Genomic DNA, 12,571 nt, shown 5'->3' on the forward strand with positions numbered 1-12,571 from the left:
TCACCGCCGGCATGGGCGGCGGCACCGGCACCGGCGCGGCCCCCGTGGTGGCCGAGGTGGCCCACGACCTGGGCATCCTCACCGTGGGCATCGTCACCAAGCCCTTCGCCTTTGAGGGCCGCCGCAAGATGAGCCTGGCCGAGCAGGGCATCGCCGCGCTGCTGATGCATGTGGACAGCCTCATCGTCATCCCCAACGAGCGGCTGAAGCTCATCAGCCAGGAGAAGATCACCCTGATGAACGCCTTCGAGGCCGCCGACAACGTGCTGCGCCAGGGCGTGGAAAGCATCTCCAGCCTCATCAACATCCCCGCCTTCATCAACCTGGACTTCGCCGACGTGCGCAGCATCATGAAGGACGCCGGCTACGCCCACATGGGCGTGGGCAGCGCCAAGGGCGCGGGCAAGGCGGAAAACGCCGCCAAGGCCGCCGTTTCCAGCCCCCTGCTGGAGACCTCCATCGCCGGCGCCCGGGGCGTCATCATCAACATCACCTCCTCGCCGGACATCGGCCTGGAAGAGGTGGAGCAGGCCTCCAGCCTCATCACCCAATCCGCCCACCCCGACGCGAACATCATCTGGGGCACCACCTTTGACGAGAACCTGTCGGACGAGCTGCGGGTCACCGTTGTGGCCACCGGCTTCGAGAACGCGCCCGCTTCCCAGGCCGCGTCCCGCGCCGCCGAGGCTGCGCCGGTGCATACTATGCCCACCGCCGTGTTCAGCGCAGACGCCGGCACCGCGGCTTCTTCCGTCCCCGCCGCCGACTCCAAGAGCGAGGACGACGACGAGGATTACTTCAACCAGATCATGGGCCTGCTGAACAACCGCAGATAAGCGGCCCAAAGACTGACCGAAAGGAGGCGGCGCCATGGCGGACAAGCCCACCCCCGGCGAGTTCAAAACGTCCCTGATGGGTTTTCAAAAAGCCCAGGTGCTTGCCTACATCGACGAGCTGAGCGCCAAGGCGCTGGAAACCCAGAGGCAGCAGGAACAAGCCGCCGAGGCCCTGCGCAGGGAGCTGGAAAACGCCAAGGCGGACAACGGCGTCCTTCTGGAAAAGACCAGGGAAGTGTGCGACAAGCTCACCAGCGAGGAAAAGCGCGCGGAAGAGGCCGAGAGCCGCGCCCGTGCCGCCAGCGAGCAGCTGCTGCACATGGAAGAGACCGCCAGCGGCTACAAGAGCCGCCTGTTCACCAAGGAGCAGGAGACGGTGGTCCTGCGGGCGGACAACGCCCGCCTCACCGAGCAGCTGGAGCAGCAGCACCGTCAGCTGGAACAGGCCCTGGCGGACCTGGAAGCCGCCCGCGCCGAAGGCGAGGAAAAGGCGAGGCAGGGCAGGCAGGAGCTGGAGCGCCAGCGCAGCGCTTTCGAAGAGGAAAAGCAGGCTGACCTGTGCCGGATGGAACAGGAAAAAGCGGACGCCCAGCGCCAGATGGAGCAGCAGCGGGAGGCCGCCCGGCGCGAGCTGGAACTGGAGAAAGCCCGCTTTGACCAGACCCGCCGCACCCAGCAGGAGTCCGCCCGCCAAAGCGCCCAACAGATGGCGGACACGGTGCTGCTTTTACGCAGCCAGCTGGAACAGGTGGACCGGCAGATCGCCGAGGCCGCCGAGCGCCTGCAAAGGGCCACGGGGGCCATCTACACCGCCCTTGGCGAGACCGAGCAGAACCTGGCGGCCCTTGGCGCCCAGGCCGACAGCTTCCCAAAGCCCCTGCCCGAGCAGCCCGCCCCGCCGAAAGCCCAGCCCCGCCCCGGGCGGGACAAGCGCCCGCCCCGCCGCACGGCGCGCCGGCGCACCGTGAGCGAAGGGTTGCTGGACTTGTTGGAACGGGCCCTGAAAGAATAAGCCAAAAAGCCGCAAGAGAAACTCTCCTGCGGCTTTTTCCCTGAAAAGAGAGGAACGAATGACGATGCTGGAAAAGATGAAAGGGCTGGCCGGGCGCGCCTGGCAAAGCCTGACAACGCTGGAGCGATTTCTGATCTGTGCCGGGGGTGGCTTTGCGGCAGTGTGCGCCGCCGGGCTTCTGGTGGCCTACGGCGGGCCAGTGCTGCTGCTGTGGCTGTCGGGGCTGTGCCTCTTTGGCATGCATTGGCTGCTACGCAAAACAGCGTCGGTTTGCTTTGAGGCCGACCCCTTCAAAGAAAAGGCCTTCCGCAGGACGCTGCTGATCGTGGCGGTGGCGGGCCTGGTCATCGTATGTTTTTTGATGTATTATCGCGACACCATCTACTACTATGACTACATCAATTACTACAAAAAGCAGAACGCAATGGCATCCAACTTCGCGGCCAGCGGATTTATGGCTCTGGGAGAGATAATACGAAATCTTATGCGGGACGACTACAAGGTGTTTATGAACCTGTTCATTGCGGGCCCCTTCACCTTTACCACCCGCACGGTGGAGAGCTTTGTGATCTGCAGCTATCTGACCTGCATGCTGCCGGTCTATACCGCCTGGATGCTGGCAGCAAAAAAAATCGGCCTTGCCCTGGGCGTGTGCCGCTGGAACGTTTACTATGGCCTGTGTGGAGCCTTTCTTGTGAGTTGGCCGCTGCTGCTTTTCCCGCTCACCCATGGCATGCCGGACCCCTTTGGCCTGGCCTTTGCTGCGCTGATTTTGCTGCTCACCGTGGATCACCGCTTTGAGACCCTGCCCTGGGCGCGGCTGCTGTGCCTGTTCATTGCCACCTTCTGCCTGATTCTCACCCGTCGGTGGTATATGTACTTTATCTTCGCGTACTACCTGTTCTGGTGTGCCGCAGTGCTGTTCAGCCGCCCGCTGCGCCGGTGGCCGCGGGTGTTGGGCAATATGCTGCTTTTCGGCGGCCTGTCGGCGGTGCTGATCGTGGTGCCTTTGTTCCCCACCTTCAGGCAGGCTCTTACCTACGACTACGCAGACCGCTACGGCGCGTTCTATGGGGGCGGCATTGCGGAAAACCTTGCCATCCAGAAAGCCTATCTCGGGTACGTTCTGCTGGCGGCGCTGGCGGTGGGGGCGGTGGCCCTTGCCGTGCGCCGCAGCACCCGCCTGTGGCTGCCGGTGCTGGCCGGTACCTGGGCGGTGGCGTTCTGGATGTTTGCCCGGGTGCAGAGCTTTGGCATCCATCAGTTGCTTTTGCTGGAGCCGGTATATCTTGTTTTGATTTTTGCCGCGCTGGCGGCGGTGTGCGCAATGCGGCGGCAGCTGGCGGCCCGGGCTGCAGCCTGCCTTTCGGCAGTGCTCATTGGGGCGCAGTTTTTGCTGGCCGCGCCGGCCAACACTCTGGGCGGTGCTTTTGGCACCACGCCCCTGGACCTCAGCCGCCGGCAGGACATGGCCCAGATCGACGAAATGGTGGATTATATTCTTGAAGTCTACCAGCCCGGCGATAAGGTCTACATCAACGCCACCGGCGACTATTGCGCTCAGGTGTTTTCCGCCAGCCGTATGCCCAACGATCTGGAGTGGCTCATCCAGTATGAAATATCCGTTCCCTCCACTCACGGCCTGCCCACAGTGATTTTGGATTGCAGCTGGCTGTATGTGCCGAATTCTGACGCTTTTTTGGAGCTGAACAACCGTATTAATGCGGCGATGGGGCAGGAAAATGCCCTCTCAGCTCACTTTGAAGCCCAAAGGACCTTCGACTTCCCCAATGGCCTGACCTTCACCGCATACAAGCGGGTCCAGCCTGCGGACAACGAGGAACTTGCCTTCCTGCTCAGCCTCTTCCCGGATTGGGACGAGCGCTGGCCCGACATGTTCAGCGATGTGGCCGCAAGCTATGCACAGGAGCATGGCTGGGAATGGCCTGTGAACGATTGAAAAAGAACGCGCCCCTGTCCGGCAGCGAGGCCGGACAGGGGCGCGTCTTGCTATATAAACCGCCCAAACGATGCGCAGCTTGCGTTTTGCCGCCCGCCGGGCGGCAGGGCTCCCGCAAAAATTTGCGCAAGCAAAGTTTTGTGGGGAAAAGGAGGAATGACGAAGCGGCATGAGAAAAGCCCGGTCTTCTGACCGGGCTTTTTGAATGGAGCACAGTCCATTCCGACGTGGAGCGGGGTACGGGAGTCGAACCCGCCTGTTCGGCTTGGGAAGCCGACGCACTACCGATGTACTAACCCCGCGGGTCGATACCTGATTATTATACCCGCTGGGCCGCAAATTGTCAAATCCTTTTTCGTCCCCGGCGGCCTCTTGCACCGGGGACGAAAAGGCAATATACTAAAGAAAACAGTCAAAGGCGGGTGAGCTGATGAAAAATCCGTTGGATGCGGTCAAAGTGTTTTTGGGGGTCGTGTGCGTTGCCGGGGCCTTTGCCGCGGCGGCCTTCGCGCCCGGCGCCGGCGGGCAGGCCGCCGCCCCGTTGCCCTCTCCGCCGCCTGCGCCCACTGCCAGCCCCGCGCCCAGCCTCGCGCCCAGCCCGCCGCCGAGCCCCGTGCCCGAGGTGGCGCTGGCCTTCACCGGCGACGTGAACTTCGCCGACGATTGGTACAATATGCTCCACTACGCCGGCACCGCCGGCGTGGAGGATTGCTTTGGCCCGCTGCTGCTGGAAGAGATGCAAAGCGCGGACGTGCTCCTCTCCAACAACGAGTTCGCCTTTTCCCACCGGGGCGCCCCCATGGCGGGCAAGGAGTTCACCTTCCGCTCCCGCCCGGAGAACGTGGAAATATGGCAGCAGCTGGGGGTGGACATCGTCGGCCTTGCCAACAACCACTGCTTTGACTATGGCGCCGACGCCTTTGCCGACACCCTGGCCACCCTTTCGGACGCGGGCATCGCCTATGTGGGCGCGGGCGCGGACCTGGAAGAAGCCATGACGCCCCGCTACTTCACGGTGGACGGGCTGACCATTGGATACGTGGCCTGCACCCGCGCCGAAAAGTACGTCCTCACCCCCGAGGCGGGGGAGGGCAGCCCCGGCGTGCTGCGCTGCTATGACCCGGAACTGGCGGTGCAGGCCATCGAAGAGGCCAGCAGCCGGTGCGACTATCTGGTGGTCTACGTCCACTGGGGCACCGAGTACAGCACCCGGCTGGAGCAGGCCCAGGCCGACCTTGCCACCCTTTTTGCCGAGGCGGGGGCGGATCTCATCGTGGGCAGCCACCCCCACATCCTGCAGGGGGCCGGCTGGCGGGGGGACGTGCCCGTGCTCTACAGCCTGGGCAACTTCTGGTTCAACATGGAAACGGTGGACACCGCCCTCGTCACCGTCACCCTCACCGGCCCGGGGGCGGAAAACGCCACCGTCCGCCTCATCCCCTGCATCCAGACCGGCGGGCGCACCTCCATCCTCACCGACGAGGGGGAGAGGGCCCGCATTCTCGACCATCTCAACTCCATCAGCGAGAGCGGCTGGTTTGACGAAGACGGCGTGCTTCACCCGCCCAGAACTGCGGGATGAATTGCAAAAAGCGGCGTCCGGCATTTCAAAAGCCGGGCGATCGTGCTATAATAATAAGAAAGTTTTTCAAAAAAACAACAGGCCCGCGGCGCGGCTTGCCGCAGCCCGGGCATGAAGGAGGCTTTTCATGGTCACTTGCTCCAAGACCGGAATGTATTACGCCCGGGGCCAGTGGGTCCCCGCCGACGAAAACGCCCCCGCCGCCCTGGCGGCGCTGGGCTTTGACGAGGCCGCGCGGCAGAACGCCCGCAAAGGCACCATCGCCTGGGGCATTTTGCAGGCGCACAACCACAGCGGCGATGAAAATGCGCTGCAACTCAAGTTCGACGCCCTGGCCAGCCATGACATCACCTTCGTGGGCATCGTGCAGACCGCCCGCGCCTCGGGGCTCACCAAATTCCCCATGCCCTACGTGCTCACCAACTGCCACAACAGCCTGTGTGCGGTGGGCGGCACCATCAATGAAGACGACCATCTCTTCGGCCTGTCCGCCGCAAAGAAGTATGGCGGCGTGTATGTGCCGCCCCACCTGGCGGTCATCCACCAGTACATGCGGGAGATGTATGCCGGCTGCGACAGGATGATCCTCGGCTCCGACAGCCACACCCGCTACGGGGCTCTCGGCACCATGGCCATCGGCGAGGGCGGCGGCGAGCTGGCAAAGCAGCTGCTGAACCGCACCTACGACGTGGCCTGCCCCGGCGTGGTGGCGGTGCACCTCACCGGCGCGCCCGTGCCCGGCGTGGGCCCCCAGGACGTGGCCCTGGCCATCATCGGCGCGGTGTTCGCCAGCGGCTATGTGAAGAACAAGGTCATGGAGTTCGTGGGCCCCGGCGTGGCCAGCCTGCCGCTGGAATACCGCAGCGGCATCGACGTGATGACCACCGAGACCACCTGCCTGTCCAGCATTTGGGTCACCGACGAAGTCACCCGGAAGTATCTGGCCGTCCACGGCAGGGAAGGGGACTACAAGCCCCTGGCCCCGGCGGACCTGGCGTATTACGACGGCGTGGTGGAAGTGGCGCTGGACAAGGTGCGGCCCATGATCGCCCTGCCCATGCATCCCTCCAACGTCTACACCATCGAGGAGCTGAACGCGAACCTCGAGGATATCCTCCACAAGACGGAAGAGGACTGCGCCGCGCTGGTGGGCGGCAAGGTCAAGCTGGACCTGGTGAGCAAGATCGAGAACGGCCGCCTGCGGGTGGATCAGGGCGTCATCGCCGGCTGCGCCGGCGGCACCTGGTCCAACATCTGCGAGGCCGCCCAGATTTTGGAAGGCTTCTCCGGCGGCAACGGCGAGTACGCCCTCAGCGTCTACCCCTCCAGCCAGCCCACCATGATGGCGCTGATGAAGAACGGGGCTCTGGCCAGCCTGATGGCAGGCGGCGCCACCGTGCGCACCGCCTTCTGCGGGCCCTGCTTCGGCGCGGGGGACGTGCCGGCCAACGGTTCGCTCTCCATCCGCCACACCACCCGCAACTTCCCCAGCCGCGAGGGCTCCAAGCCCGGCAGCGGCCAGATCGCCGGCGTGGCGCTGATGGACGCCCGCTCCATCGCCGCCACCACCCGCATGGGCGGCATCCTCACCCCCGCCACCGACATCGACTATGAGCCCCACATCCCCGAGTACGAGTTCGACGACTCCAGCTACCGCAGCCGCGTCTACAACGGCTGGGGCAAGGCAAACTACGACAGCCTGCTGCGCCTGGGGCCCAACATCAAGGACTGGCCCGCCATCCAGCCCCTGGCCGGCAACCTGCTGCTGAAGGTCACCAGCTACATCACCGACCCGGTGACCACCACCGATGAGCTCATCCCCAGCGGCGAGACCAGCAGCTACCGCTCCAATCCCCTGGGCCTGGCGGAGTTCACCCTGAGCCGCAAGGACCCGGGCTATGTGGGCCGCGCCAAGGCGGTGCAGGCCGAGGAGGCCGGCCGCGCCGCCGACAAGGGCAGCGACGCCCTGCTGGCCCAGGTGCGCGCCGTGCCCGGCTGCGAGGCCCTCGCCTGGAACGATCTGGCCATCGCCAGCACCATCTATGCGGTGAAGCCCGGCGACGGCTCCGCCCGCGAGCAGGCCGCCAGCTGCCAGCGCGTGCTGGGCGCGGGGGCCAACATCGCGGTGGAGTATGCCACCAAGCGCTACCGCTCCAACCTCATCAACTGGGGCATGCTGCCCTTCCAGCTGGAGGGGCCCACCCCCTTCGGCCTGGGCGACTACGTCCTCGTCCCCGGCGTGCGGGCGCTGCTGGAAGAAAACCGGCTGGAGAACATCCCGGCCTTCGTGCTGGGCGAAAACGGCCCCAGGGCCTTCACCCTCTCCATCGCCCCCCTCACGGCGGACGAGCGGCAGATCTTGCTGGACGGCTGCCTCATCAACTACTACAAGCACGGCTGAAGACCCAAAGGAAGGTGGACACCATGGCCGGCGATCTGCATACCCACACCACCTGGTCCGACGGGGCGCTGCCCGCCCCCATGCTGCCAAAGCTGGCGGCCCGGGCGGGCCTCGCGTGGCTTGCCATCTCCGACCACGACACCCTGCTGCCGGTGGAATACGCCTATGAAAACCCCACGGTGGAAGGGGTGCACCTCATCCCCGCGACCGAGCTCACCGCCTACGACTTTGAGCGGGGGCGGCAGGTGCACATCCTGTGCTATTGGCCGGACAAAGGCAGCCCCGAACTGGCGGCCCACTGCCGTCTGATGGCCGCCCGGCGCAACGCCGTCTGCACCCAAAGCGCAAAAGAACTGGAGGAAATTTACCCCCAGTTCAGGCTGGAGGACGCCCGCCGCATGGCGGACGCGGGCGGCGGCGTGCTTTTCAAAAGCACCCTCATGCGGGTGCTCTATGAGTACGGCCTGGTGGACGGCATCTACCAGCAGGACTACAAGGCCCTCTTCGGCGCGAAAGGCGGCAGGGTGCTCCACGACCCGGAGTATGAGCCGGTGGAGAACGTCCTGGCAGTCATCAAGGCTGCCCGGGGCGTGGCGGTGTTCGCCCACCCCAGCGTTTACAACAGCATGGAGCTGGTGGCCGAACTGGCCGCCGCGGGCCGCATCGACGGGGTGGAGATCGAGCATCCCCGCAACACCCCCGAGGATAAGGAGGAGCTGCGCCGGCTGGCCGAAAAGTACGGCCTCGTCACCACCGGCGGCACCGACTTTCATGGCATCCACGCCGGCAAGCCCCGGCGGCTGGGCCTCTGCCGCTGCACCGATGAGGAAGTGCTGCGGCTGAACGAACTGGCAGAAACGAAGAAAGAATAAAAGAGAGAAGGAACAAAAAATGACCACCCACACCCGCAAAAACAGCGGCACCTGCTCCCGCAGCACCACTGTCACCCTGAACGACGACGGCACCATCCACAGCATCGAAGTGGTGGGCGGCTGCAACGGCAACCTGAAGGGCGTCAGCAGCCTGCTGGTGGGGATGGACGCCGCCGACGCCATCCGCCGCATGCGGGGCACCACCTGCGGCCCCCGCCCCACCTCCTGCCCGGACCAGATCTCCCTGGCCCTGGAGGAAGCGCTGGAAAAGCAGAAGCGAAGCTGAAGCGTTTTTTGAGAAGAAAAGCCGCCCGTTTCCCGAAGAGCTTTCGGGGAACGGGCGGCTTTATTTGGAATTGATGGCCTCCAGCCGCTGAATTTTATGTTTGCAGGTGCTGATCATGATGGGAAAAGCCATGCCCGGCAGAAGGGGCGCAGCGGGCTTTGTGCCCATGATATTTTCCTTTTCTCTTGTTTTATTCCATGCTTTTCAGCTTGCGGATGTCCTGCCCCAGAAACAGCACCGGCTCGCAGCTGCCCCCCAGGCGGCTGGCGATCTTTTCGGTGTAGCGGGCCTCAAAGGCCTTGCCGTCCACGATGTTGGTGGTATAAACGGTGGGCCGCTTTTCCAAAAGGCGGGTGTTCAAAAGGTTGTAAAAGCAGCTGAGCACATAGGGGCTCACATACTCGGTGCCCAGATCGTCCAGCACCAGCAGGTCCGCCTCCAGCACCGCCTCCATCAGCGGGCAGTCGTCCGCAAAGCGGTCCCGCTCCAGCTGGCCGAACAGGCTCTGGGCGCTGATGTACACCACGTCAAAGCCCTTTTCCAGCACCGTCTGGGCAATGGCCAGCGCCGCATGGGTCTTGCCCAGGCCCGCGTTGCCGCAGAGCAGCAGGCTGGTGCTCTTCATGTCAAAGCCCTCGGCGTAATCCCGCAGGGCGTCCAGCGCCTCGGCCATCTCGGCGCGGATGCTCACGCCGGTGGCCTCGTCCGCTTCGTCCGGGTAGTAGCGCAGTTCCATTGAGTCGAATCCGCACAGGGACAGGGGCGACTCTTTGGCAATTTCCTCCCGCCGCAGCTGCCGGGCCCGGCGAAAAACGCAGGCGCACATCCGCCCGCTGGCCACGCCGGTGTCCTTGCAGACCGGGCACTCGAAGGCCGGCTCCAGGCTGGCGGGGCCGTAGCCGTGGTCCGCCAGCAGCGTTTCCAGCTGCTTTTGGGCGGCGGCGCGCTGGGCGCGGGCGGCGTTCTGCTCCTCTTCCTTCGCGCCCGCCGCGGCCAGCTGCACCAGCCGGATGCCCAGCGAGCGCACCTTGCCCTCCAGCGGCTCCAGCTCGGGGATGGCCGCCGCAGCGGCCTGCCGCCGCCGTGCCGCCAGGGTCATGGCCCGCTGGCGGGCGCTTGCGGTCCGGCGCTGCGCTTCTCTCAACAGTTCCGTTTTCGTGCGCATAGGTTCAGTCCTCCCGTTTCAGCCGCAGCGGGCGGTTTTGCGCCCGGCGCAGGATGTCGTTGCCGCTGGGGGACGCCCGGTCCACCCGGATGTTGCTGCCCTCCAGCCCGCCGGCGCCCCGGGTGTCCGCCAGGGTGCGCCAGCCTTTTCCATGCCAGCTTTTCAAAATGCCGTTGACGTATTTCGCGTCCTTGCCCGCCCCGGCGTGCAGCACCGCTTCGGCCACCATCGCGTCATCGAAGCGGTACTCCTCGTACCAGCGGCGCACGCAGTTCCTGTCCGCCATGGTCAGGCCCTCGGCGGGCACGCCCAGCAGTTCGGCCACGGTGCGCTCGTGGCGCGCCCGGTCCGCCAGCAGCTGCAGATAGCGCTCGGCGTCCTCGCCGCTGGCCACGCCCTCCTGGGCCCAGCGGTCCAGTTCCCGCTCCAGCTGCGCCACCGAGCGGCGGCCCCGCCCGGCGTTGTAAGCCGCGCACAGCAGGATGACCTCGGCGGGGATGCTCTCGTTCACATACAGCGACACCACCCGCTGAACGTCCTTCTGGCCCAGCGCCTTGCCCAGGCAGGTCTGGGCTTCGCTGGCCAGCATGGACACGGTGGGGTCCCGCAGGGCGGCCATCCGAAGCTGGTCGGCGGTGAGGGGCGGGGCCTTTTCAGCGGGGGGCGGCGCCGGGGGGCCTCCCCGCTCCTTTTCCAGCAGGCCCACGCCGTGCCAGAATTCCAGCGCGCTGCTGGCCGAAGCCACCGTCTTGAGTTTCAGATCGTGGGCGATGGTCTTGGGGTCGGTGCAGCGGGTGGCAATGACGTATAAGGCCACCCGCACCGGGTCGCCGCCGGCCCGGTCCAGATGGCGGAACACCAGCTGCGGCACGGCGATGGAGTCGCCGGCGTTGTCGTTCAAGCGGTAGGTCATGCGGGAATTGCTCCTTTGCGTTCAGCGCATACAATTTCATTATAAATATAACACAAAACCCTGGTGCGCGCCAGAGCTTTTTGACCGCCCGATTTGACAAACGCCCCCTTGTCTGATAGCATTAAATAATAGCAGTAACGGCCAGGCGAAGACGCCGGGCAGCACACGGAGCTTTTTGAACAAGGTGCAGAAAATGAAGATCGCGATCGTGACGGACAGCAACAGCGGCATCTTTGAGCGCCAGGCCCGCAAGATGGGGGTGCATGTGGTTCCGATGCCCTTTTCGGTGAACGGCGAGTGGCTGTATGAAGGCGTGCAACTCACCGCGCCGGATTTTTACAAAGCTCAGGCGGAAGGGGCGGACATCACCACCAGCATGCCCAGCCCGGCGGACGTGACGGAGCTGTGGGAAAGGCTGCTGGCGGACCACGACGAACTGGTTTACATCCCCATGACCAGCGGCCTCAGCGGCTCCTGCGCGGCGGCCGCGGCCCTGGCCGAGGACTACGACGGCCGGGTGCAGGTGGTGGACAACAAGCGCATCTCCCTCACCCAGCTGCAATCGGTGCTGGACGCAAAGCGCCTGGTCAAGCGGGGCCTTACCGCCGCCCAGGTGAAGGCCCAGCTGGAACAGCACGCCCTGGACGCCAGCATCTACATCACCTGCAGCGATTTGAAATACCTGAAAAAGGGCGGGCGCATCACCCCGGCGGCCGCCGCCATCGGCACGGTGCTGAACATCAAGCCGGTGCTGCAGATCCAAGGAGGAAAAATCGATGCCTACGCCAAGGTGCGGGGCATGCGCCAGGCGGTGGAAAAGATGCTGGACGCCATCTGTGACGATATCACCGGCCGTTTCAACGGCATGAACCTCCACATCGGCACGGCTTACAGCGGCGATGCCGAACTGGGCAAAAAGTGGCAGAAATACGTCCAGAGCCGCCTGCCCCGCTGCCGGGTGCACTCGGCGCCCCTTTCTCTGAGCATCGCCTGCCACACCGGCCCCGGCGCGGTGGGCGTCGGCTGCTTCTACTACGAAAAGTGAATTGTCAAACCAAGTGCAACAGGAATTGAGCGCAAAGCCCCGTAATTCCTGAGCAGAACGGAAGTTCAGAACTTTGCGAAACCTGGCGTTGATCAACGCCAGGTTTCGTTCGTATTCCACTTGACAAACTCGTTTGCTGGGTGTAACATAACAGTGTTATATAACGTTGTTATGAGGAGGCCCCGTATGGAAGAAAAATCCACCGCCACCCTGGAGAAGATCCAGGAGGCCGCATTGGCAGAGTTTCTGGAGAAGGGGTTTCAGGGTGCGTCCCTGCGGCAGATCGTGAAGAACGCCGGGGTGACCACTGGGGCCTTCTACGGCTATTTCTCCAGTAAGGAGGCGTTGTTCAACGCCCTGGCAGAGCCTCATGCCGCTGCCCTCATGGGTAAGTTCATGGAGGCTCAGACCACTTTTGCCGAACTGCCCGAGGAGCAGCAGCCCGCCCACATGGGGGTGGAATCCGGGACCTATCTGGACTGGATGGTGGACTACATCT

11 protein-coding genes and 1 tRNA gene are annotated in these 12,571 nt (G+C 64.5%); 9 read left to right on the forward strand and 3 right to left on the reverse strand.

Going from position 1 to position 12,571, the window contains the following annotated elements; all coding sequences use genetic code 11:
* From ACH2AT_RS09290 to ACH2AT_RS09300, 3 genes are all read left to right on the forward strand, one after another.
* On the forward strand, nucleotides 1-836 hold an 836-nt coding region (locus tag ACH2AT_RS09290), incomplete at its 5' end, for a cell division protein FtsZ (RefSeq protein WP_394965464.1).
* A gap of 34 nt (nucleotides 837-870) precedes the next feature.
* Complete coding sequence (locus ACH2AT_RS09295) at nucleotides 871-1,848, forward strand: hypothetical protein (protein WP_394965466.1); 978 nt, start codon at nucleotides 871-873, stop codon at nucleotides 1,846-1,848.
* 58 nt (nucleotides 1,849-1,906) lie between these two features.
* On the forward strand, nucleotides 1,907-3,808 hold the full coding sequence (locus ACH2AT_RS09300) for a hypothetical protein (RefSeq protein ID WP_394965468.1): 1,902 nt from the start codon (nucleotides 1,907-1,909) through the stop codon (nucleotides 3,806-3,808).
* 228 nt (nucleotides 3,809-4,036) lie between these two features.
* On the opposite strand, the gene ACH2AT_RS09305 is transcribed toward ACH2AT_RS09300, so the two are convergent.
* Nucleotides 4,037-4,110 (reverse strand) — tRNA-Gly (locus tag ACH2AT_RS09305).
* Between the two features lie 128 nt (nucleotides 4,111-4,238).
* Here ACH2AT_RS09305 and ACH2AT_RS09310 point away from each other — a divergent pair.
* The 4 genes from ACH2AT_RS09310 to ACH2AT_RS09325 all read left to right on the forward strand — a co-directional run bounded on the left by ACH2AT_RS09310 (nucleotide 4,239) and on the right by ACH2AT_RS09325 (nucleotide 8,949).
* The gene (locus ACH2AT_RS09310; protein ID WP_394965469.1) at nucleotides 4,239-5,390 is read left to right on the forward strand and encodes a CapA family protein; all 1,152 of its coding nucleotides are present in this window, start codon (nucleotides 4,239-4,241) and stop codon (nucleotides 5,388-5,390) included.
* Nucleotides 5,391-5,517: 127 nt separating this feature from the next.
* Nucleotides 5,518-7,791: a hydratase gene (locus ACH2AT_RS09315; RefSeq protein WP_394965471.1), complete on the forward strand. Its 2,274-nt coding sequence runs from the start codon at nucleotides 5,518-5,520 to the stop codon at nucleotides 7,789-7,791.
* A 23-nt stretch (nucleotides 7,792-7,814) separates the two neighbouring features.
* Nucleotides 7,815-8,663, forward strand: coding sequence for a PHP domain-containing protein (locus ACH2AT_RS09320; RefSeq protein ID WP_394965473.1), 849 nt, complete (start codon nucleotides 7,815-7,817; stop codon nucleotides 8,661-8,663).
* 19 nt (nucleotides 8,664-8,682) lie between these two features.
* Nucleotides 8,683-8,949 carry a TIGR03905 family TSCPD domain-containing protein gene (locus ACH2AT_RS09325; RefSeq protein WP_394965475.1) on the forward strand — a complete coding sequence of 89 codons (267 nt, stop codon included), beginning with the start codon at nucleotides 8,683-8,685 and terminating at the stop codon, nucleotides 8,947-8,949.
* A 190-nt stretch (nucleotides 8,950-9,139) separates the two neighbouring features.
* Here ACH2AT_RS09325 and ACH2AT_RS09330 read toward each other — a convergent pair whose 3' ends face one another.
* Entirely contained in the window at nucleotides 9,140-10,114 is a 975-nt protein-coding gene (locus tag ACH2AT_RS09330) for an ATP-binding protein (RefSeq protein ID WP_394965477.1), read from the reverse strand.
* 4 nt (nucleotides 10,115-10,118) lie between these two features.
* Nucleotides 10,119-11,027 (reverse strand): DnaD domain protein, encoded by a 909-nt coding sequence (locus ACH2AT_RS09335; RefSeq protein ID WP_394965479.1) that lies wholly within the window; start codon nucleotides 11,025-11,027, stop codon nucleotides 10,119-10,121.
* 193 nt (nucleotides 11,028-11,220) lie between these two features.
* Here ACH2AT_RS09335 and ACH2AT_RS09340 point away from each other — a divergent pair, with 193 nt between their 5' ends.
* Nucleotides 11,221-12,072, forward strand: coding sequence for a DegV family protein (locus ACH2AT_RS09340; protein WP_394965481.1), 852 nt, complete (start codon nucleotides 11,221-11,223; stop codon nucleotides 12,070-12,072).
* A gap of 186 nt (nucleotides 12,073-12,258) precedes the next feature.
* A partial coding sequence (locus ACH2AT_RS09345) for a TetR/AcrR family transcriptional regulator (RefSeq protein WP_394965483.1) occupies nucleotides 12,259-12,571 on the forward strand: 313 nt, incomplete at its 3' end.

Origin of the sequence: Candidatus Allofournierella excrementigallinarum, from assembly GCF_944388085.1 — a bacterium.
GTDB classification, from domain to species: Bacteria; Bacillota; Clostridia; order Oscillospirales; family Ruminococcaceae; genus Allofournierella_A; species Allofournierella_A excrementigallinarum.